General features: G+C 44.7%; 17 protein-coding genes, 2 tRNA genes and 2 riboswitches. Of the genes, 10 read left to right on the forward strand and 9 right to left on the reverse strand.

Annotation, left to right across the window (positions count from 1 at the left end; all coding sequences use genetic code 11):
• Nucleotides 1–463: 463 nt before the first annotated feature.
• Nucleotides 464–667 (reverse strand): hypothetical protein, encoded by a 204-nt coding sequence (locus K7B07_RS27190; RefSeq protein WP_223713784.1) that lies wholly within the window; start codon nucleotides 665–667, stop codon nucleotides 464–466.
• A 79-nt stretch (nucleotides 668–746) separates the two neighbouring features.
• Nucleotides 747–962, reverse strand: a complete 216-nt coding sequence (locus K7B07_RS27195; RefSeq protein WP_223713786.1) for an MPN domain-containing protein — start codon at nucleotides 960–962, stop codon at nucleotides 747–749.
• Between the two features lie 233 nt (nucleotides 963–1,195).
• Here K7B07_RS27195 and K7B07_RS27200 point away from each other — a divergent pair, with 233 nt between their 5' ends.
• Entirely contained in the window at nucleotides 1,196–3,106 is a 1,911-nt protein-coding gene (locus K7B07_RS27200) for a sensor histidine kinase (protein WP_223713788.1), read from the forward strand.
• Between the two features lie 46 nt (nucleotides 3,107–3,152).
• Nucleotides 3,153–3,830: a response regulator gene (locus tag K7B07_RS27205; protein WP_223713790.1), complete on the forward strand. Its 678-nt coding sequence runs from the start codon at nucleotides 3,153–3,155 to the stop codon at nucleotides 3,828–3,830.
• Nucleotides 3,831–4,081: 251 nt separating this feature from the next.
• On the opposite strand, the gene K7B07_RS27210 is transcribed toward K7B07_RS27205, so the two are convergent.
• A complete protein-coding gene (locus K7B07_RS27210) occupies nucleotides 4,082–6,580 on the reverse strand; it encodes an RCC1 domain-containing protein (protein WP_223713792.1) in 2,499 nt (832 codons plus the stop codon).
• A gap of 567 nt (nucleotides 6,581–7,147) precedes the next feature.
• Between K7B07_RS27210 and K7B07_RS27215 the strand changes: the two genes are divergently transcribed.
• From K7B07_RS27215 to K7B07_RS27225, 3 genes are all read left to right on the forward strand, one after another.
• Entirely contained in the window at nucleotides 7,148–7,513 is a 366-nt protein-coding gene (locus tag K7B07_RS27215; protein ID WP_223713794.1) for an exonuclease/endonuclease/phosphatase family protein, read from the forward strand.
• A gap of 102 nt (nucleotides 7,514–7,615) precedes the next feature.
• A complete protein-coding gene (locus K7B07_RS27220) occupies nucleotides 7,616–8,092 on the forward strand; it encodes a helix-turn-helix transcriptional regulator (protein WP_223713796.1) in 477 nt (158 codons plus the stop codon).
• 35 nt (nucleotides 8,093–8,127) lie between these two features.
• Nucleotides 8,128–8,742 (forward strand): nucleotidyl transferase AbiEii/AbiGii toxin family protein, encoded by a 615-nt coding sequence (locus K7B07_RS27225; RefSeq protein WP_223713798.1) that lies wholly within the window; start codon nucleotides 8,128–8,130, stop codon nucleotides 8,740–8,742.
• A 433-nt stretch (nucleotides 8,743–9,175) separates the two neighbouring features.
• On the opposite strand, the gene K7B07_RS27230 is transcribed toward K7B07_RS27225, so the two are convergent.
• Entirely contained in the window at nucleotides 9,176–10,219 is a 1,044-nt protein-coding gene (locus K7B07_RS27230; protein ID WP_223713799.1) for a tyrosine-type recombinase/integrase, read from the reverse strand.
• Between the two features lie 90 nt (nucleotides 10,220–10,309).
• Nucleotides 10,310–10,381, reverse strand: a tRNA-Met gene (locus K7B07_RS27235).
• Between the two features lie 235 nt (nucleotides 10,382–10,616).
• Nucleotides 10,617–10,727, forward strand: a riboswitch (TPP riboswitch).
• A gap of 52 nt (nucleotides 10,728–10,779) precedes the next feature.
• Between K7B07_RS27235 and K7B07_RS27240 the strand changes: the two genes are divergently transcribed.
• A complete protein-coding gene (locus K7B07_RS27240; protein ID WP_223713801.1) occupies nucleotides 10,780–13,029 on the forward strand; it encodes a TonB-dependent receptor in 2,250 nt (749 codons plus the stop codon).
• A 117-nt stretch (nucleotides 13,030–13,146) separates the two neighbouring features.
• Here the strand turns inward: K7B07_RS27240 and K7B07_RS27245 are convergent, their stop codons facing one another.
• Both K7B07_RS27245 and K7B07_RS27250 read right to left on the reverse strand, forming a co-directional pair.
• Nucleotides 13,147–14,523 (reverse strand): efflux RND transporter periplasmic adaptor subunit, encoded by a 1,377-nt coding sequence (locus K7B07_RS27245; RefSeq protein ID WP_223713803.1) that lies wholly within the window; start codon nucleotides 14,521–14,523, stop codon nucleotides 13,147–13,149.
• Between the two features lie 25 nt (nucleotides 14,524–14,548).
• Nucleotides 14,549–15,982 (reverse strand): TolC family protein, encoded by a 1,434-nt coding sequence (locus K7B07_RS27250; RefSeq protein ID WP_223713804.1) that lies wholly within the window; start codon nucleotides 15,980–15,982, stop codon nucleotides 14,549–14,551.
• 116 nt (nucleotides 15,983–16,098) lie between these two features.
• A riboswitch (cobalamin riboswitch) is annotated at nucleotides 16,099–16,312 on the forward strand.
• Nucleotides 16,313–16,449: 137 nt separating this feature from the next.
• Between K7B07_RS27250 and K7B07_RS27255 the strand changes: the two genes are divergently transcribed.
• The 4 genes from K7B07_RS27255 to K7B07_RS27270 all read left to right on the forward strand — a co-directional run bounded on the left by K7B07_RS27255 (nucleotide 16,450) and on the right by K7B07_RS27270 (nucleotide 19,877).
• Nucleotides 16,450–18,384, forward strand: coding sequence for a TonB-dependent receptor plug domain-containing protein (locus K7B07_RS27255; protein ID WP_223713807.1), 1,935 nt, complete (start codon nucleotides 16,450–16,452; stop codon nucleotides 18,382–18,384).
• A 5-nt stretch (nucleotides 18,385–18,389) separates the two neighbouring features.
• Complete coding sequence (locus tag K7B07_RS27260; protein WP_223713809.1) at nucleotides 18,390–19,088, forward strand: Dph6-related ATP pyrophosphatase; 699 nt, start codon at nucleotides 18,390–18,392, stop codon at nucleotides 19,086–19,088.
• 52 nt (nucleotides 19,089–19,140) lie between these two features.
• Entirely contained in the window at nucleotides 19,141–19,731 is a 591-nt protein-coding gene (locus K7B07_RS27265; protein WP_223713811.1) for a MarC family protein, read from the forward strand.
• A gap of 74 nt (nucleotides 19,732–19,805) precedes the next feature.
• A tRNA-Arg gene (locus K7B07_RS27270) sits at nucleotides 19,806–19,877 on the forward strand.
• 133 nt (nucleotides 19,878–20,010) lie between these two features.
• On the opposite strand, the gene K7B07_RS27275 is transcribed toward K7B07_RS27270, so the two are convergent.
• The gene (locus tag K7B07_RS27275; RefSeq protein WP_223713813.1) at nucleotides 20,011–20,283 is read right to left on the reverse strand and encodes a heavy-metal-associated domain-containing protein; all 273 of its coding nucleotides are present in this window, start codon (nucleotides 20,281–20,283) and stop codon (nucleotides 20,011–20,013) included.
• 95 nt (nucleotides 20,284–20,378) lie between these two features.
• Nucleotides 20,379–21,800, reverse strand: coding sequence for an MFS transporter (locus K7B07_RS27280; RefSeq protein ID WP_223713814.1), 1,422 nt, complete (start codon nucleotides 21,798–21,800; stop codon nucleotides 20,379–20,381).
• Between the last annotated feature and the right edge of the window lie 21 nt (nucleotides 21,801–21,821).

Raw genomic sequence — 21,821 nt, forward strand, 5'->3', positions numbered from 1 at the left:
TATCAAAAATGCTTTGTAATTTTAAGCGTGATGTGTTAATTGCCCCGAACCAATTAAATAGTTGTAAGCTGCCATGTATTGTGATGCCCTCATAAACCAGCATACATACAACAGTTGTTCCTTTATGTAAAAAAGGGGATTGCCGAAAACCCTGCAATAGAGTAGGCGCAACCTTTAATAGCACAATTATGCCATTAGACTCCTTAAGCGAATTTCTGAAGGCCATTCTTGACGCATTGTTAAGACTCTTGGGAGGCCTCTGATCCGGCCTGCCGTAAGGCGCGCTGTTTTTCAGACAAAGGACAACTGTCTTTTGAATAAGAGGTGGTTGTCCTTTTACACACAAACCTGTTACAGTATCAGCATATGAAAAAATCGCCGGTTGTCCCCCTCTCCATTTTTTAATGTGGTTCGGTTACTAACGGTGCAGCTGACAGGATACTTACAGCAACGACGAAAAGCTTTATTCATCAGGCATCATTTCAAAACATGTAAACCACCATGTATCCTCCCCTGCCAAGGATTCCCATGTCCGCAGGTAAAAATCATACAGTTGGTACGTAGTGATCTTATAATCGGCACCACGCCGCTCCCGTATAAATTGTTTGTTGTGCAGGGCCGTTAGCTGGGTGGCGGTATCTGCAGTTAAAAATTGTTCCAGGGTCATAGTAGCTATCGGTTGTTTTTAAAAAGTCAGATTTATCAAAAAAAGGGCCTGCTAATCTATGGAAATACCATTTCAGCAATTATAAATACTTAGTGTATTGGGTACGTGCATCAGGAACTTTATGTTCTTTTAACCAATTACGAAACGCCTCAACCTTATCCGGGTGAAAATGCACTATAGCTCCGCCCGATAATAAAATAGTAAAAATGCCAGCAGCCTCAACATATTTAATTAGTGTTTCAGGAGCGTACTCAAATCCCAAAAAAGGGGTGTCGGTTACGTTATTTTTTATCATAGCTGATATGAACTTACTTCATAAATAAAAATAGTAATATTATCTGAGTGTCTTTAAACAATACCGTACTTCTACTATATGTTCATTGAAAATATACGTACAACATTTCCGTACAATGCTATAGTAGCCAATTTCTGATTATTATTTCTTTTCTTTGCACCTGTTATAAGCCATTTAAATTACTTTTTTATATCACCAACCAAACTCAAAGAGATCGAAGTAATATTTTACCAATGAAAGTTTTATTGAACCTGCGTCCCTCCCTTAAGAAAAATAATTTCGTTTCTGCTCACAATAGGCTCTCCTTAAAAAAGATACTGATCGCTTTTCTTCTATTCCATCTTATTTCACCAGCTGCATATGGTGACAACGTAAAAGATTCTGCCCGAAAAGTAATCTCCAGAATTGACCGGGCCTATTCAACCGGTCGCATCAAAAAAAAAGAGTATCTCGACTCTGTTTACACTACGATGAGATTGTTGCTGTCAGCCAACATTAATTTCACCAACAAGGAGGCTATTGAGCTGCTAAGTAGCTACCGGAAAACGATATGGGCGGATGACAGTACTTATGAACAGAAACGCAACTATTACGTCATTTTAAGTAACCAGGCACATATGACCAGCCGTATGGGCGAGAAGCTATACTACACCGAAAAAATTGAAAAACTGGAGCGTGCTGCGCATAATAACAGGCCATCGCTTTCTGCGTTATCCTCCCTTGCCGGATACTACGATGTGGTTAGTTCGCCGGAGAAAACAATTGCGCTCTACGATAAATCAAAAAACTATATAAATAAAATACCAGAACTGGCTAAAAAGGGGGAGCTGAATGCAAAGGATCTGGGCCAGGCCGTCATTCTTCTCAACCTTATTGCAACTGCTTATTACGATCTCATGCAAATAAGTAATGGTCATGCTACAGCTGAGTTAATGCAGCAAATTGTAAATATAGCGAGGGAAAAATATAGTACAGACAATAATTTAATGAGCGCTACCGCTCATGTGCAAATTCTCACAGCAATTAAAGGGGCATCGGCAATGAAAGATCCCGGTAAGCAGTGGGAAGCAATACAACAAATGGAAGCATTACGAAACAATGCAATAACGCCTCAAGAACGAAAAAACCTCATCGACATCAATCTCAACTTCTGGAAACTCAATTATTTTCTTACACAACACAACCACGATAGCACTGCCCGCTACCTTGATATTTACAGGCGCGTTGTAGAAAATGGAAGAAAACCTTATCTTTTATTCGAGTATCAAACTTACAAATCAAAAGAATTGTACAATCTGGGGCTTTTTAAACAAAGCGCGGATACCTTGGTCAAAGCTATAAGAATCCTTGATTCATCGCGTTCTCTACTTGCACAGGATGTGGATAATATACTGTATGCACAAGCTGAGGCAGAAGAAAAACAATTTCTACTGAAAGAAGCTGCAGCAAGGCAGAAAGCAACCGAACGAAAATTAATTTTGACAGGTGTAGCACTCGGGCTTTTGTTCCTGGTTGGCATATTCGTAATAAGATTTGTTCGTCACCGGCAGCAGGCCCGGTTTTTAAAATTCAAGATGAATCTTGCGCGGAATATACATGATGAAGCCAGCCCCGCCCTTTTGTATGCCAAAGCCCTGGTGCGCTCATGGAGCAATAACAGTTCAAAAAAAGACGAACTGGAAAAACAAATCGATCATACTATGATGCTTATCCGCAGTTTATCGCATGATCTCAGATCGGATAAGCAATATATCATTGCCAATTTGATTGATGATGTTGAACAGCTCTTGCAAAAACTAAACCCCGATAACAGTTTTGCTTATTCCATCGGCAAGTCATTGAATGAAAAACGCCTTATCAGTCATTACCAATACACTGAACTAAAAGCGATTCTAAACGAATGCATCACGAATACCATAAAATACGCCGAATTTAGCAAAATTGAAGTGAATTTTGAGCAAAACAATAACCGGTTCTCCATCACTTACAAAGACAACGGCGAAGGTTGGGATGGCGATAAAAAAAGCGAAGGTATGGGGTTGAAAAATATTGAAGAAAGGATCAACGGCCTTAATGGAGACTATAAGATACAGAATCAGCATCCTAATGGGTACTCGATACAACTGTCAATACTATTAAGATAAGGTTGCAGAAAAACAGACAGAATGATAATCATTTAGAAGAAATTGAATGGACGCTACTAATTCAACATACAAGTCAATATTGGTAATCGATGATCACAAAATGGTGGCCAACGGTATAAAATTAATAGCAGGCCCGTTATTTGAAACTTTTTACATGGCGCACGATGGCGCATCGGGTATGAGTCAGGCACTCCGGAATTTCCCCGAGTTAATCATCGTAGATTTTTATCTTCCGGATATGCCTGGAGATTTACTCGTGCGGCAGCTAAAAGAAAAATTGCCCTCTGTCAAAATTATGGCCTATTCATTTTCCTACAGTTCTGATATAATCATAAAGATGTTAAAAGCCGGGATAGATGGTTATGTAATCAAACGGGAGGACGACAAGGAATTCATAAATGCCATCCATCTGTTAATGCGGGGAAGGGATTATTTCTGCAAAGAGGCAAGAACACATATTATCAACCGTTTCTCAACTGCCACAGATGATTTTGCGCTCAAACACATTATTGGAAACACCAAATTCTCCGGCAAGGAAATCGAGCTGATTCGACTCTTATGCAAGCAGGTAACGACCAAGGAAATCAGCCGCTACCTAAATCTTTCGGAACGTACAATAGAACAGTACAGGAGCAATATTATGCGTAAGGTAAATGCCAAAACACTAGCGGGCATTATTAAGTTCGCGATTCAGAATGGTGTGATAATGGTTGATGAACTTTAGTCAGGGGACAGCTATCTTGTCGCCTGGGATTCTGCTCAAAACGGCTTGAGATTTTGCAAGTACTTTGGCTACTTGACAGGTTCTATGACATGGGGGTATCCTCGTCCATTCAAGCGTTTAAAATAAAAGACCTGAACATCGAATAAATAAAGTGAATAAGATAAAAAAGAGACCGAAACCCTGGCTTAAAAAAGCCCGGAGTCGATCTCTGCCTTTGTCCTTTAGTAAACCCTTTAGAGTCCCGGAATGTATTATTCCTTTACTACTTTAACTACTTTTGAAGAAGATCGGCTCCCGTCTTTATCAACCTGGGTCACTTTGATAAATACCTCTCCATTTCCAGCAAGTTCATCGGATTTTGATTTTCTACAGCTGAATAAGATGGCGGTAAGCCCGCACATAATAACAAGTGTAAAAGGCAAGCGAAGTTTACGCTTTCTGAACACACCTATAGAGCCCAGCGTTAACATGCCAATTCCCAGTATAGAAGCGAGTGTGTTACCGGTCATATCCTTTGTGAATTCGTACTGTATCGTTTTATCTGAATTTCCATCCTGTGCAGCTGACTTAACCGTTCCTACGCTTATGAAGTCAACGCCGTTTATTGAAGCCTCTATATCAAAATGATCATTATAGTTTTCATTTTCGGTTGTCCAGGTCACTTTCAAACTATTTCCGGTCCATTTTGCGCCGATAGTACCAAATACAACCGGCAGTACTGCAGGATCGTTAGAAATTCCTATATTAACAATACTGGTGGTGCTATTGTCTGCAGCTGCACTTAAGTCGCCCAGATTCACTATACCGGTCCGGTTGGACGGGTCTGCTGTTGAACCGGAACCACGGTTTACTCCGGTATAACCATACCCGTTAGCAGGTATATCGGCACTTGCAAGAATTGCTCCCTGAGTTTGAGGAGTATTAGTAAGTATTAGTGAATAGCCCCCCGATGCCGTTAATAAACTTTTACTTATAACTAACTCAAAAGTGCCATCATCATTTATTTTTATTGAAGTTATTACTTTGCCATCCGGGCCCACAAGGTTGGCCCACATATCATTAGACATACCCGTTTCTCCGGGGCCCTGTACAGCATTACCATTTGCGTCATTCCAAATACTCCCAGGTATGGTAACAGTCGGGGTACACACGGCTGACAGAAAGCGCCGGCTTTCCGTAACCGTTCCGCAGGATGGGGTTGATACTGTATAGCTTACTACAACCGGTGTATTGGCCGGAGTGGCGGCTGTAAAATGAAGCACATTATCGGTAAGTGTGACATAAGCACCGCCGCTGGTGATGGAAAGCGTTCCTCCGGCAGGCGTCGGACTAAGCACTACAGAAGTTCCTACGCAAATTTCGCCATTATCATTTATGGAAGGCGATCCTGAAACATTGATTTTAGGAGCCTGTGTAGCCAGGCCACAAAGGCTTAGAAGGTTGGATTCAAAAGAGTAGTTGCTGGTGTAATAACTGGCATTAGTACCATCTCCCATGCTTCCATATATCTTGTGCCCCGCGTAACCAAAACTGGAACGACAGGCGTTCACCACTAAAGTCGTATGTCCCCCTGTCTCTACCCCCTCAATATTGCTCGTGGCCAGATCCGCAGGTTGACCAGGATTAAGACTACCATCTGTTCTTCCCAGCATACCTCCATTCTGCTCTCCCCAACAAAATATCTGATGATTTTGTTTATTGATCACATTGATAGCCGCATAGTTAGGATCATGCTCATTGGGCGATATCCACAGGATATCGTCCATAGGGTTGCCAACCGCATATTGTGGCCGTACCCAGGAGGTACGGATTGTAGTAGTGAAATCCCCGAGCTGCCTGTGGGCGTTATAGCCCATGGAAAAAAGCTTACCGTTTTCATAAAGGACATAATAAGACACACCGCTGGTATAATCATTTGCAACACCTATCATTTTAATAGGCCCGTCAGAGGTGGAAGGCGGTGTCATTAAAGTAGCACGGTTCCTGGTAACCTGAGCAGTTCCATCACCAAGATATGTTCTTTGGCCCCAGGTGTAAAGCTCCCCCGTGTTGGTTAGCGCGAAAAATGCACCATAGCCTCCCCTGGTGGCAACAACGCCCGTGAGATTGCTTCCGTCGGCTTTGGTTACCCTGGCCCAAGAAGTAAAACCACTGGCGCCATCCCCACGCATACTGGCGTTATAGGTGGTTAGCACCCATACATCCCCGCTGCAAGTTGTAATAGCCAGGTTCTGATAAGTTCCAAAAAGCATCTTTATATCGAGAGGGCTTACTCCCGGTGGAAGACCCAGGGCTATTTTTCCAAAGGCGGCTGTATTTTTTACACCGGTATTTACTACTTGAGCAACGGCGCCCCAGGCCCACAGTCCATCCGTGGTTAACAATATGGTCTGGGGGGCTGTAGTGTAATTTCCCCCCAGGGTAACTTTTAGAGGGGTACCTGTAAGCCCGGGAAAGTTAATACCGTTAATAGCCGTCGGAGTTAGCAAATTGCCACTACCGTCATATTTTGAACGAGCCCCCCATATCTTCAGTTCTCCGGTTGTTTCACGGGCAGTAGAGGTGTGAAAACCGGATACGAAGTTATCATACTCAATAGTGGCAGCCCCTGTAGCATTAACTCCATAATTGGCATAGTTGGTACCCGGGCATCCCAGTCCACCGCTGCCACACTGGGCATTAGCGCACATGGGAAGGGCAAAAGAAGAAACCAGGAAACTGAGAAGCAACATATGAGTAGTTGGCTTCATTTTAAAAATGAGATTTTTGTTTCGAAGCTGGTAAGCTTTGGATAATGACACTTTCATATTTTGTTTAGTTTAATAGTTTTGTTGGGCTTCCAATTTGAGATCTGCATTTTTAGAGCAAACCCATAACAGATAGTAATTTGCAGTAATTGTTAAGAACAACATATTATTGCTGCAATCTACAGGTTGTTAAAAACGTGTAAAAAAAGAATAGTATAACTTGAATATCTCTTATGAAAAAATACGATAAGGCAGGAGTGATATTATTATCAAACAACTGTCTCGGTCTGAAAACTTATCCTTTTTAATAGTTCCCAATAAAGCTCAGAAAAAATCAGGCAATCATTTAAGCTAAGCCTGAACCTTGCGGTAGCATCAAATTATCACTTGGAGACACGAACGCTACTACAATAGCAAAGTTTTTTTAAGCGGATCGATATTCCAGAAACGTTGTGCACAAATGCTGCAACCACCTACATCCAATCCGGAAAAATTCATTTTTTATAATTTGGAGATGTTAAAACGCACCGATCCCAAAGAAGCATTTTCCCTCATCATAGCAGACATGCGATGGAGCTGCAGCATCTCCCCTCCAATGCTATAAAAAATAAATTCTACGACCAGGTAGCTTTTAAGGTGCGACCAGGTCTTTTTGAAACTACCGGAAAGGCGGGTGTATTTGATTATTATGATGTAGTGTTCCGGACAGAAGATGAAGCAGAATATGTTCCTGAAATGGGAGACGCTTATCACACCACGGACGCCGGTACACCCCGGGCAAACAAAACCGCTTATTATAAAACCTACTGGCGTACGCACCAGATGTCGGATCACCTACCAATGTGGGTGGAAATTTCGATCGCTCATACGGATCAGTACCTATCATCCAGGCTGCTGCCTCCCCAGGAACCAGATCCCTTAAATCCCGAGACTTAGCTATAGTCACTACTAACTAATTATAAGATACTTATCATTCCAAATGGCACTCTGATTTTTAATGTAATCAAATTTGCTTACATTTGTAATATGAACAAGCAATTGGAAAAATACAAGGGGATCCATCCTGGTATTATTTTGATGCGGGAGTTGGAAAAACGCTCCCTCAAACAAAGTCCTTTTGCCACAACTTTAGGAGAACATCGGCAAACCTTCAATGCAATTGTAAAAGGCAAAAGGAACATACCCACAGCATTGGCGCTTAAAATTGAAAAAGAACTGCAGCTGGAGGAAGGAACCTTTGTGCTGCTACAAGCTTTTTACGATATCGAAAGGGAAAAAGAAAAGCTGACAGGGCATACTCCTGATTTATCAAAGCTGCGGAAATCTCTTTTCTGGGACACCAATATCAACCACATCAACTGGCAGAAGCAATCCAACGCAGTAATCCGACGGGTATATGAACGGGGTAACGATAGCGAAAAAAAAGAAATCTTTCGTTTCTATGGCCAGTCAAAAATCAATGCAGCACTCAACAGTCAAAAAACAGCACCTATGCAACTACACCATAAACCTTAAAATTCATGCTATATTACAATACTGTAAACAACCTGTTGAAAAAAGCCTTGCACATCTTAATGAAAGCCACGGAATTTGATTCGTTCCGTTTAGTCGGAGGTACAGCATTAAGCCTGCAGCTGGGGCATAGGATCTCTGTAGATATTGACCTGTTTACAGATGCTCCATATGGCAGTATCGATTTTAAAAGAATAGAGGAGTTCCTGGAAGGCACTTTTAAAAATGTAGATTCATTCTCCGGCGCTCAGCCGGCTATCGGCAAGTCCTACTCCATTGGTCCGGATCCGGAAAACAATATTAAGTTGGACGTCTACTATACAGACGCCTTTATTCAGCCCCCAAAAATCGAAGACGATATCCGCTTGGCCACCCCAGAAGAAATCATTGCTATGAAGCTCGATGTAGTACAACGGGGCGGCCGCAAAAAAGATTTCTGGGATCTGCATGAACTCTTATCAGCATACCCCATTAATACAATGCTGGTGCTCCACCAGCAACGCTATCCTTACAGCCATGATAAAGCACTGATCCTACGCAATTTTACTGATTTCAGTATCGCTGATGAAGATTTTGATCCAATCTGCCTTAATGGGAAGCATTGGGAATTTATAAAAGAAGATATTGAAGATGCAGTCAAAGAAACCAGCTAAAACAGCCAGGTTAAATGAACCGCGATATCCTTGCAAAACTGTCGGTTTTTTTTATCTGTTTACAATACACAGCTCCCCAAAACCTTTCAATCGCTCAATTATCAAAAAAAACCTACCCATCTTACCTGGCATTTATCAAACATAAAATCTGCCTCATTTACAGCACATTTTCAAATCTTACCCGGAAGTTACCCGCTTCTTACCCGACTTACCCATTTGAGGTAAGATAGGTAATATCTTCTTAAGGTATTTTTCATCTTACCCAGTGTATATTAATTTAGTTATCAAATAATTACATACAACTGGGTAAGATGGTAAGATATTTTGTATTTTTTGGTTTTGGACTTCCGTTTTGTGGACATTTTCAGCAGGACTTCACTCCACAAAATAGCTTCTTTCGTGGACATTGCGCGACCTTAACCGGTATAAAAAATTAGAGTGTTGGAAAAGCATTCAGCAATTCATCACTATCGTAAATTCCTAGGTCTTTTAGATATTCATTTACCATATCAAGAGAATGATGCCTTAACTGCAGCTGTAACTCTTTAATATTAATTCCGGCCTTTACCGCTTTAACGACACCTGTATGCTTCCAGCTATAAACAGAATAATTCCCGGTAATATTCAGTTGCTTCAAAAGTTTGGTATGTTCATAATTTAGCCAGTTATGCCCAACCTGCACTTTTCCCGGCTTCTTATTTCTGCCAAAAACATAGTAATGTGACGGAAAGTCTTTCAGAAATTGCAATTGCTCCATAAGCTGCCGGGGGATTCTGACCCTGGCGGTACGATCATTTTTACTATCCTCCCCATGTATTTCAATAGTTGATCTTCCAAAATCAATGGCACTTATTTTCAGGAAACGCTGTTCTTTAGGACGGATATAGCAATAGTATAACAATTGAATGCCCAGCCACACTTGTTTTTGGATTTCTATACTTTTAAAAGCAGCTATCTGTTCATCATCAAAATAATGCTTGGATCTTCTTTTAAGCTTCTTCGTTTTTACTTTTGGAACAGGATTGTCTTCTAGCAGGTCAAACCCGATTGCTTTATCATATAATGTATGCAGCTCGTTTCTATACTTATTGAGCTTGTTCTTGGATGCCTCCCGTTCCAACAGCCAAACAATAAAATTGTGAACAATTTCCGTTGTGGCCATTGCTGGACTCAAATCGCCTAAAAATTCAGAAAATGAATCTGCCACCGTTGCATAAGCCCTGCGGGTAGACAGCCTCCATTCCCCCGCATTAAGAATAATTGCTCTTTTTAACGGGTTTGTTTTCCAGTCATCTTTTGATTCTGTGGAGGTACCAGGTACAGTCTCGGTTTCTTTAGAATCAGCATCAGTAATCGTTTCCAAAAACGTATTCCGATTTGGCAAAAAGTTGTTCCATCCTATCTGTAAGGTCCCGGAATAATTGGTTTCATAAGCAACAGAAACTGGTGCAAAAATTTTTTTTTCTTGTGTGTTCATAGCAACATTTTTGCGACACACAAGTGGTTAACAATCTAAAAAGAAATACAGCGTAACGATCTAATAATCACTACGCTGTATCAATTTGTGTTGCGAAGCTGGGGATCGAACCCAGGACCTTCGGGTTATGAGCCCGACGAGCTACCGCTGCTCTACCTCGCACTGCAAATATAGAAAGAAATTCCGAGACTGCAAAAGCATTTCGGTTTTTTGTTTTAAAAAAGTTTACGTAGATGGAGATTTGCTGCTGTATTCCAGTAAATACGGCTGATGAAAAATAACCGGTTATTTTTTAAAACAAAATCAATAGTTTTGCGCCGTTATTTTCAAACAGGAGATAATGTTTGATGCCGGTCATCAAACACAATGAGATTTTCAATGTCTGCTTTTCACGGCAGACTGGTTCCCGGGGTGCTTGATCCCCCGCGCAGGCGGGGAGGACGGCTGAGATAATACCCGTAAACCTGATCAGGGTAATGCCTGCGCAGGGAAGGATGGCTCCTTTCTTTTTCAGCATTTCCCTCTCATTATTTTTTTAATTTTTAAAATGAAAAAAACAAATGAAGAGGATGTTCTTTTCCGGCTGCCTGCTATTGGCAGCACAACTTTCTTTTGCACAAACCGATTCCGCAACTGCAAAAGCCGACAGTTTTTATTTATTATCCCCGGTAGAGGTGCGCTCCCTGCGCTTAAGCAGCAAGGCGCCTTTTACCACAACGAACGTAACTTCCAAAGACCTGCAACAGCAGAACCTCGGGCAAAACATGCCCTACCTGCTGAACCAGACCCCTTCTGTCGTGGTAAACTCCGATGATGGTGTGGGCGTTGGCTATTCATCGCTGCGGATACGGGGTACGGACATGACACGCATCAATGTGACCATGAACGGCATCCCCGTCAATGACGCCGAATCCCAGGCCGCTATTTTTGTGGATCTTCCGGATCTCGCATCTTCTACCACCACCGTTCAGATTCAGCGGGGTGTTGGCTCATCCACCAACGGATCGGGTGCTTTTGGCGGCTCTATCAATATTTCCAATCTCGAACAAAGCAAAACGGCAGGTGTTACCGTAAGTAATTCCTACGGATCCTTTGACACCTGGAAACATACACTGCAGGCCGGTACAGGATTGCTGAAAAGCGGCTTCCAGTTTGATGTACGGCTGTCCAAGCTCAGTTCCAGCGGTTTTATCGACCGGGCCTCCTCTGATCTGCTGGCCGCTCATGTCATCGCCTCCTGGACCTCGGAGAGCGGCGCCACCAATCTTAAGTTCAACTACCTTACAGGTAAAGAACGCACCGGCCAGGCCTGGAACGGTGTGGGCGTGATTTTTACCGACAAGGAGCCAAACACCGATTACCAGAAAGCGCTGGAACAGCAGGGCCGCACCACCAACACGCTGGGAGAGATCAGCAAGGGCGTTTATTATAAGGATCAGACGGACAACTACTGGCAGGATTATTACCAGCTGTTCCTGAATCAAAAACTCAGCAGCAGCTGGCTGCTCAACATCGGTACCTTTTTAACAAGGGGAAAGGGCTACTACAACGAGTATAAGAAAGGAGAGAAATTCTCCGACTACTACCTCCCCGATTTTATAAAAGCCCCGGGTGATACCTTGCGCAAGGTGAACCTGACACGGCAGCTGTGGCTGGATAACTATTATTATGGGGGGGTGTTTTCCACGACTTATAATACCGCCTCCACTAATTTTGTTTTTGGTGGCGCCTACACCCGGTACGATGGCAATCACTATGGGTTTGTAAAGTGGGCAGAATATGGCGTTCCGCTGGATCATCAATGGTATGACCTCACCGCTTTTAAAAAAGATTTCAATGTATATGCCAAATTGCAACAGCAGCTTGTTGCCAACTTCTACGGGTTTGTGGACCTGCAATACCGGAATGTAAACTATACCATTAACGGGTTCCGGAAGACGCCTGATCTTCCCGCCATCAACAACACTTATAATTTTTTTAATCCCAAGGCAGGGCTGAGCTATTTTATCAATCACACGGATAATGCATCCAGCAAACTGTACGCCTCCTATGCCATTGCCAATAAGGAACCCAATCGCGACGACTTTGAAGCTGCTCCCACCGAACAGCCAAAGCCGGAACAGCTGCAGGATGTGGAAGCCGGTTACCAATATACCGCCCGGCGTTTTCAGGCGGGTGTAAACGGCTATTACATGCAATATAAGAACCAGCTCATCCTTACCGGTAAGGTAAACGATGTAGGTGCCTATGCCCGCACCAATGTTCCCTCCAGCTACCGGGCAGGCCTGGAGTTCTTTGCTTCGCTAAAACCCGTTCAATGGATACAGCTCAATGCCAATGCCACTTTCAGCAGGAACAAGATCCGGTCCATCACCCAATATGGGGATGATTATGATAACGGCGGGCAGGTAGCCCGGGAATACCACAATACCGACATTTCCTTTTCTCCCAGTACGATTGCGGGTGCGGGTATTACACTGGAGCCCTTGTACCGCATCACCGGCAACCAGCATGTATTCATCGACCTGCTGGAAAAATATGTCAGCAGACAATACCTGGACAATGCCTCCGACAAACAGAAAAGCATTAATCCCTACGCACTTACCGATCTGCGCCTGCGTTACCAGCTCAGCACAAAAACGTTTAAGGATATCAGTGTGCTGCTGATGGTCAATAATCTTTTTGACAAGAAATACGAGAACAACGGTTATACCTACAGCTACCTGTCGGAAGGGGCTTATACCACGGAGAACTATTACTTTCCCCAGGCAGGAACCAACTGGAATATCGGGTTAAGTTTTGGGCTTTAGGCATTGAGCTCCCGGAATAATGGATAGCGGAGCATTCTGCTATAAGCAATCAGCCGTCAGCTTTTAGTGTCTGACGGCTGGTTGCTTCATCTGTTTGCAGTTTATTACAAGTTATTTTTATTTTGCTTTAAATAATTCTTCTTTAGAAACCACTTTTACCTTCATGTCATCCTTCAGTGTCTGGCTTACGGCGCTGTAAGGCCCTGTTATCACTTCATCACCGGCCTTTAGTCCTGCGGTGATCTCGATATAATTGATGTCCTGGATCCCCGTTTTTACAATGCGCTTTTTCACCACCCCGTCTTTCATCAGCAGGTATACCACTTCTTCCATGTCGCCTGTACTGGTTTCTTCACCAGAGTTATTGCCTTCCTGCCCTTTCTGCCCCTGCTGTTCCTTACGGGTATCGCTCAGGCTCTTGTCGCTGCCCTTTACCCTCGCATTCACGGCCGAGATCGGAACACTTACAATACTTTCCTTCCGTTTGGTCTTGATATCGGCACTGGCATTCATTCCCGGTCGGAAAGGAAATTTCCTTGGGTGTGCCGGATCAACCAGATCCTGGTAAGAATCCTTATCAATCCGGATGCGTACTTCATAATTGGTTACATCATTGGTAGTAGTGGTACCTGCAGTGGCGGCCGCTGTTTTTACGCTGCTCGCGATCTTGGTGACGATACCATTGAATTTGCGGCCGGTATAGGCATCCACTTCAACGTCGGCATTATCACCAATATTCACCTTTACAATATCATTCTCCCCTACATTCACCCGTACTTCCATAGTATTCATATCCGCCACCGTCATCATTTCGGTACCTGCCATCTGGGCGGTTCCCACAACCCGCTCTCCTTTCTCCACTTTCAATGAAGAGATCACACCGTTTATGGGTGAAACAATGGTTGCACGTCCCAGCACCTTATTTGCCGCTACCAGCCCGGTTTGTGAAGACCGCACCCCTGCCTGCAGGCTTCGGATGTTCTGAAGCGCCGCATTGTAGTTGGCCCTTGCTGAGGCCAGGTCAGCTTCAAACTGCTCAAATTCTGATTTTGAGATCACCCGGTCGTCAAAGAGTTTCCGGTTCCGGTCGTAAGATTGCTGTGCCTGCTCCATGGTTGCCTTCAGCGCTCCCAGCGCAGCCTCGCTGTTGGCCACATTGGCCTGAGATTGTCCCAGACGGGCAGAGGCCTCATCCCGGTCAAGCGCATAATTATCTGCGTAAACGCGGGCCAGTACCTGCCCTCTTTTTACACTGTCGCCTTCCTGAACCGTCAGTTCGGTTATTTCACCGCTCACATCCGGGCTGATCTTTACTTCATATTCCGGGTAAATCTGTCCGCTGGCCGTCACTGTTTCTGTGATCGACCGGACGGCCGCCTTTTCGGCAGAAACCTTTACCAGGTTTTTATCCTTATTGGAGAACAGTCCAAACAGCACCAGCAATAGCACAATGCCGCCAACGATCCATAATATGCGTTTCCATTTCTTTTTCATGATCCAAATTTAAACAGGATGTCTGTTAATGATGCAGTTTAATGCCCCGCCCTTTATAAAATTCCAGCAGTTTCAATTTAAATACATAATCATACTGTGCTGAAAGCATGTTTATTTTTGCCTTGAATAAATTATTCTGGTTCGTGATCAGGTCAATCGGTTTCAGCAGCCCCACTTCAAACCGTTTTCGGGCGAAATCATACGCCTGTTCCGCCGATACTGCAGCGATCCGGGAGGCATTGTATTTTTCGATGGCTGCCACCGCATTCGTATGCGCCTGGTAAATATCCTGTTTCAGCGTTTGTGCATCCTGTTCCTGCAACAGTTCCTGTGATTCCACGTTCAGCTTTGCTTTTTTCCAGTTGGTGCGCGCCTGGTTGCCGTTAAAGATCGGAATGTTCAGGCCGATGCCCAGGTTCTGACTGAAGTTATTACTCAGCTGGCGGAAGTAGGTATTTTTATTGAACCCTGTAGGCACTTTCTCCAGTGTGTTCACTACATAATTAGTGCCGTTTATGTTTACAAACCCAATCGGAACAGCCCCTTCCTGGTAATTGACCGGCAATAATTTCTGGGCATTGGAGTACCGCGAATCCAGTCCGCCAAACAGGCTGAACGACGGATACATCCCCGCCTTTGCCACCAGTACGTTTTTGACAGCCGCCTTTACATTCAGCTCATTGATCTTCTGTTGCGGCAGGTTAATCATCGCCGAGCTGAAGACCAGGGCCGGATCCAGTTCTGCCAGGGGTTCTACCGGTATGCTGTCTACCGGAGGCGACAGTACATCAAAAGGATCTGCCGCGTCCAGGTTCAGCAGGGCCTGCAGTTGCAGCAGCTTCAGCCGGAAATCCGCCCGGGCGCTGATCAGCGTGGCGCTGTCGTTGGCGAGCTGGGTCTGCATCTCTGCCAGGTTCAGTTCCGGAAGCGCGCCGGCCGTTACCTGTTTGTTCACATTATCACGCTGCTCCCGGCTTTGCTGCACCTGTACGGTTGCCACATTGATCTGCTCCTTTGAAAGCAGTGCCGCCAGGTAGGCATTGGCTACGTTGAGCGCAATATCATTCCGTGCCTTTTCAAATTTTGCCACGCTGGCCTCATAAGTGAAATTGTTTGCGGCCACCGTATTTCTTTTGCGGAACCAGTTGAACAGGTCAGCATTTACATTCAGCGAGTGATTCGCAAACAGGATTTCATTTGTGGTAAACTGGTTTGAGGTAGGGTCGATGGAGCGGCCGAACTGATATCCGAGGCTGTGCTGGGAGTTGGCAGTCGGAAAGAGAGCGGCCTTGCTTTGGTCCAGTGTCAGTTTATCAATACGCGCCTGCACATCAGTCTGTTTCACGGAAATATTGTGCTCCACTGCATATTCCACACATTGCTCCAGGCTCCATTTTTCCTGTGCCTGTGCCGCAAGCGTTACCCAAAAGCCAGTCAATATCAATAAAGCATTCTTCATTCAGCAAAAATAGCGTAAAGCATTCAACAATAGTTAAAACAGCGGCTTCCGGAGGTGTTCTTTCAATGATAAAAGGAATTCAGCCGCTATATGATCAAAAAACATAATGGACCCCTTAAATTTGCAGCGGATCTGGTTTTTCCTCCGGGAAAATGAAAAGGGAAGTCCGGTGCAAGCCCGGCGCTATCCCCGTAGCTGTAAGAGACCTCCTCCGGCCTCCTTGGGAGCCGAAGGAGTAAAAATTGCCGGCAGCAAACCACTGTAACCCTGTTACGGGAAGGTGCCGGCAAGGTCTTGAGCCAGAAGACCTGCCAGGACCGCGCCGGTGCATTCCGGAAAACAATATTCAGCTTTCGGGAGAAAAGTACAATATTAGCAGTCTTTCCTGGCGGCCTGTTTTTGAGGCGCTCTGAACATTCTTCTACTATTTTATTTCCACCGGGAGCCGTCACCTAAAATCTTAAACAATGAACAAAAAGGTTTTGATGATGGCTGCTGTTTTTTACAGCGGTCTGTTACTGGCACAGGATCAGCAAACAACAAATCTCGACGAAGTATCTGTTACTGCTGCAAAAACACCATTAAAACAAAACCAAACAGGCAAGGTTGTAACCATTATTGACCAGGCAACTTTGCAACGAAACCTGGACAAGTCCTTGACTGAAATCCTCAACACGCAAAGTGCAATTTTTACCGCAGGAGCAAATAATGCCCTGGGGAGCAATCAGGAACTTTATTTCAGGGGAAGCGCTACAGGCAATACCTTGATTTTAATAGACGGCACTCCGATCAATGACCCTTCGCAGAACAGCAGTGCCCCTATTGACATCAATAACATCAATGTCGGGCAAATTGAACGGATCGAGATCCTTAAAGGCTCGCAGAGTACACTATGGGGAAGCAATGCGATGGCGGGTGTAATCAATATTGTTACAAAAAAAGGAGGAACCAAAAAGATAGCGCCCAATGCGCACCTGAGCTATGGTTCTTATCAAACATTTAAAGGCAATATCGGTGTGAGGGGAGCCATTAACCGCTTCGACTATAATATTGCGTATAACCAGATCAATAGCAACGGTTTTTCTGCGGCCTACGACAGCACCAAGAGTAACAATTTTGACAAAGACGGGTTCAAACAAAATAATGTCCAGGCCAATCTCGGTTATAAAATATCAGACCGGTTTTCTGCCGCCTACATGGGAATGTTCAGTAAATATAAAGCCGACGGCGATGCCGGAGCTTTTACCGACGACAGAGATTATACCATTAACAGCAGGAACCTGATCAATACATTAAAACTAAATTATAAAGGTGCCAAAACAGCCATCACACTTTCCCAAAGCATAATCAGCAGTCAAAGAGAATACAGTGACGACAGTATCCATATTGGAGGATATGCCAAATGGTCGCATGGTTTGTACGATGGCCGCTCCTATATTACCGACCTTTTTGGCAACTACTATTTTAGTAATCATGCATCGCTTCTAGCCGGGCTGCAATATTCAGCAATAAATACCGACCAGCAATATAAGAGCATTTCTTCTCTGGGCATTTATGAAACGCCCCTCGGCAGGGATTCCGCGAAGTTTAATAATTTTGCAGGATATATTTCCTTTTTATTGCTGGACCTGAAAGGGTTCAATAATGAACTGGGAGTCAGGATCAACAACAACAGTAAATACGGATCTAACGCCACGTTCTCCTTCAACCCTTCTTACAATGTAAGTAATAGTACCAAAATTTTTGTAAACATATCAAGCGGCTTTCGAGAGCCCTCACTATACCAGTTATATGGAGAATACCGCAATAGAAAAACCGAGTTAAAGCCGGAGAAGAGTATGAATTATGAAGCTGGTGTGCAAACAAATTTTGATGAAGGCAAAAGCTGGTTCCGTCTGGTAGGCTTCAAAAGGGATATTAAAGACTTAATTATTTATTATACTGATGCCTCGACCTTTGAAAGCTATTATATGAATCAGAATGAACAGCATGATTATGGGTTTGAAATGGAAAGTTCCATTGCTATGGGGAAAACAGGAAGTTTTTCAAACAATCTGAGTTACGTGGATGGACAGGGGAAAAACAGCTCAGGCACTATCAACAACCTATATCGTCGCCCTAATTTCATCTTCAATAGCAGTCTGGTACTAACACCTGTTAAAAAGCTAACCCTCAATCCTAACTTCCGTTTTGTGGGTAACCGTCTTAAAGGAGAATTTGATGCCGGTGCACCGGTACTTCCGCATTATTACACGGTGGACTTCTACGCATCATATGCCTTCACACCTCAGATTAAAATCTATACCGATTTCAGAAACCTGACCGACCAGGTCTATTTTGATACCCCGGGGTACAATACCAGGGGATTTAATTTTATGGGAGGGCTTATGATTGATTTATAGAAGCAGTGACAGGAAAGATCCCCATAATACTCAGCTGGAGCGGCGGCAAGGATGCTGCGTTTTGTTTGTACCGTTTGTTGCAGGAAGGCCGGTATGAGGTCCGGTACCTGTTAACCACATTTAATGATGCCCGTCGCTCTTCGATGCATGAAATACCGGAAAGCCTGATCGCCGCACAGGCGGAAAGTACCGGCATTCCTTTGCTCCCGGTTCGCCTGCCACCGGGCGAAGCACAGGGCTATGAAACAGCCATGCAACAGGCCATGGGCGAGGCAAAAACCGAAGGTATCTTTACCATTGCCTTTGGCGATATATTCCTGGAAGATCTGCGCTCTTACCGCGAGCAGCAGTTACAGCATGCAGGAATGCAGGCTGTTTTCCCCCTATGGCAGATCGGTACGGCGATCTATCTGCACCGTTTTTTTGAATCCGGATTTAAGGCAGTGATCTGCTGCATCAATGAATCGATGCTCGATGCCGCCTATTGTGGCCGGCTGCTTGATCCGGCGCTTATCAGCGGTTTTCCCGCAACGGCAGATCCCTGCGGGGAGAACGGCGAGTACCATAGTTTTTGTTTTGACGGGCCGGTCTTTACCCGCCCTGTGGCTTACAAGAGCGCCGGTTTTTTTACCAGTCATTTTCCCGCCCCGGATGATGCAGGCAGGCAGGTAGCATTCCGGCACCTTTGTTTAAAGAATCCGTGAGCCAGGAATGGTTTTATGCGGCCAACAATTACCTTTGCAGGAAAAGAAGGGCATGGACTCCGTAAACTACAAGGCCATATTGACCGTAACTTTTACACTTTTTGCCATTATTGATATTATCGGCTCCATTCCCATCCTGATCTCCATGAAGAATAAGATCGGTGGCATCCGGGAATTCAAAGTCACTCTTATTGCCGGATCGCTGATGATCCTCTTCCTGTTCCTGGGAGAACCTATTCTGAATGTACTCGGACTGGACGTAAAGTCCTTTGCCGTTGCCGGCTCCATCGTCATTTTCATCCTTGGCATGGAAATGGTGCTGGGTGTTGAATTCTTTAAATCGGACGGTGACGTAAAGGCCTCCACTCTCGTTCCGCTTGCTTTTCCGCTGATCGCCGGTTCGGGAACACTCACTACCATCATGTCCTTAAAGGCGAATTATAAGGAGGTCACCATATTAATTGCCATCCTTTTGAACCTGCTGATCATCTATATCGTATTAAAATCCCTCACGCGTATTGCAAAACTGCTGGGACCGAGCGGATTAATCGCCATCAGAAAGTTTTTTGGCGTAATTTTGCTGGCTATCGCCATAAAAATATTTGCCTCCAATGCGGCGGGTTTATTCCAACACCTGCAATAAATTGCCGTAATTGAAATAAAGTTCTTTATATTTGCCCGCCGGCAGAAAAACCGGCAGCAGTTCTTTAACACAACGGCCTCGTAGTACAATGGATAGTATAAGAGTTTCCGAAGCTCCAGATACAGGTTCGATTCCTGTCGAGGCTACTAAAAAGGCACTGTGAAAAATTTCACAGTGCCTTTTTTTATACCAGCCCCGCTATTCCTGCTCCACAGGATCTTATTGTCATTTTCAATCATTCAATGGCCCTCCGGCCATCAAACTGTTGCCGGGTGCTTTCTAAAGGTTTAAAATATGCAGCACTCCTGTGAGGCAGCAATTATCCTTTTGAGGAGTTTCGGCAATAGCCGTTGCCAGCTCCACATAATACCCTGCCGTTTCGATGGCGGCCACAATGTGATCTTTAAGCTCCCATGATTCCACGGACACGACCACCAGGCCTGCTGTAATGTTCTCTACGCCGACCCCCGGAATGGTTCTGATTGCGTTAAAGACTTTTGTCTGGCAATGCGTGCGCTGCATTGCCGGTACTTTGACGGTTAGATGTTTCATTGTAATTGATTTTGATATTTGACAGCGGATGCAACCCCGGGATGCAGCCATCTGAATATGATTTTCTTCGAATCTTCCTGTTTATTGCCTCCAGGTCACCGGGCTTTTTTTATTCCGGAAGCAGCAACGAATGCCCCGATCAGGCTTATCACTGCCGCTACAAGAAATGCTTTTTGAAAACCTCCGTTCAGCGCGTTGGTGTCCGTATGCCCTGCATGCGTTAACCGCGCCGTGGTTGCAGATGATACAGCCACAATGATGGCAAGCCCCAGAGCCGACCCGATCTGATAGCTGGTATTTACAAGACCTGAAGCGAGTCCGGATTCTTCCGGCTTTACTCCGGAAATGGAAGCAACCGTTCCGGGTATATATGCCAGCGACATCCCGATGGCACCCAGTAGGGAAGCAGGAAGCACATGAACGAGGAAACTGCCTCCTACAGGAGCGGTGCTGAAAAGAAATAAAGACATGCTTAATGCCAGCAAACCTGCTACCAGGTTGGCTTTGATACCGAATTTACTCATCAGCCTGCTGGTGATCACCATCATAAAAAGCATGATCGTAACCGTCATTGGCAGTAAGGCCAGACCGCTGTAGAAAGCTTCAAAATTGAGGATCTGCTGCAGATAAAGGTTTAAGAAAAACCATAACGGTATCCAGGCTGCCGCCATCAGGGCCATCACTCCGTTCCCGGCGGAAAGGTTAAATGCCCGGAAAACGGACAGGGGCATAATGGGATCTTTTTTGCTTTTCTGTAAAAGAATAAAAGCGAGAAGCAATACAACTGAAAACAGAAGCATTCCCCAGGTCTGTACCGATTGCCAGCCGTTGCTTTCGGCCGCCACAATGGCATATACCATAACAACAAATGCCGCTGTTCCCAGGATGGCACCGCCGAAGTCGATACGTCCCTTTCTGTTAATGCCCCTTAGTAAAAGTGAGGGGCTCAGGAAAAGCACGATCAGGCCGATGGGAATATTTATAAGAAATACCCAGTGCCAGGAGAGCCATTGTGTGATCGCCCCGCCCAGGAATACGCCGGCAGAACCGCCGGCCGCGGCGGACGCGCCCCAAAAGCCTAAAGCTTTATTCAGTTCTTTCGGATCTGTAAATTTGCTTAACAGCAATGCAAGGGCAGAAGGGGCGATCAGCGCCGACCCCAATCCCTGCAACGCCCTTCCGATGTTCAGTATCGCTTCAGACCATGCCGTTCCTGCTAACAGGGAAGCCGCGGTCAGTATGCCGAACCCCCACATAAATATCTTCCGGGCACCAAAAAGATCAGAAAGCCGTCCGCCTAAAAGCAGAAAACCACCAAGTACAATAACATAAGCATTGAAGATCCATTGCAACCCCGATTGCGAATACCCCAGATCCGTTTTAATTGCCGGAAGAGCGACTCCGATAATAGAAGTATCCATAATGACAATAAACTCTGCTGTGCATAAAAGGAATAATGCTGCCCAGCGTTTGTTATAAGGCGCCGACTGTACTGTTTGTGTTGTTTGTGAAAGCATAATAAAAAATAGATGAATGAA

The organism is Niabella beijingensis (genome assembly GCF_020034665.1).
Taxonomy (GTDB): Bacteria; Bacteroidota; Bacteroidia; order Chitinophagales; family Chitinophagaceae; genus Niabella; species Niabella beijingensis.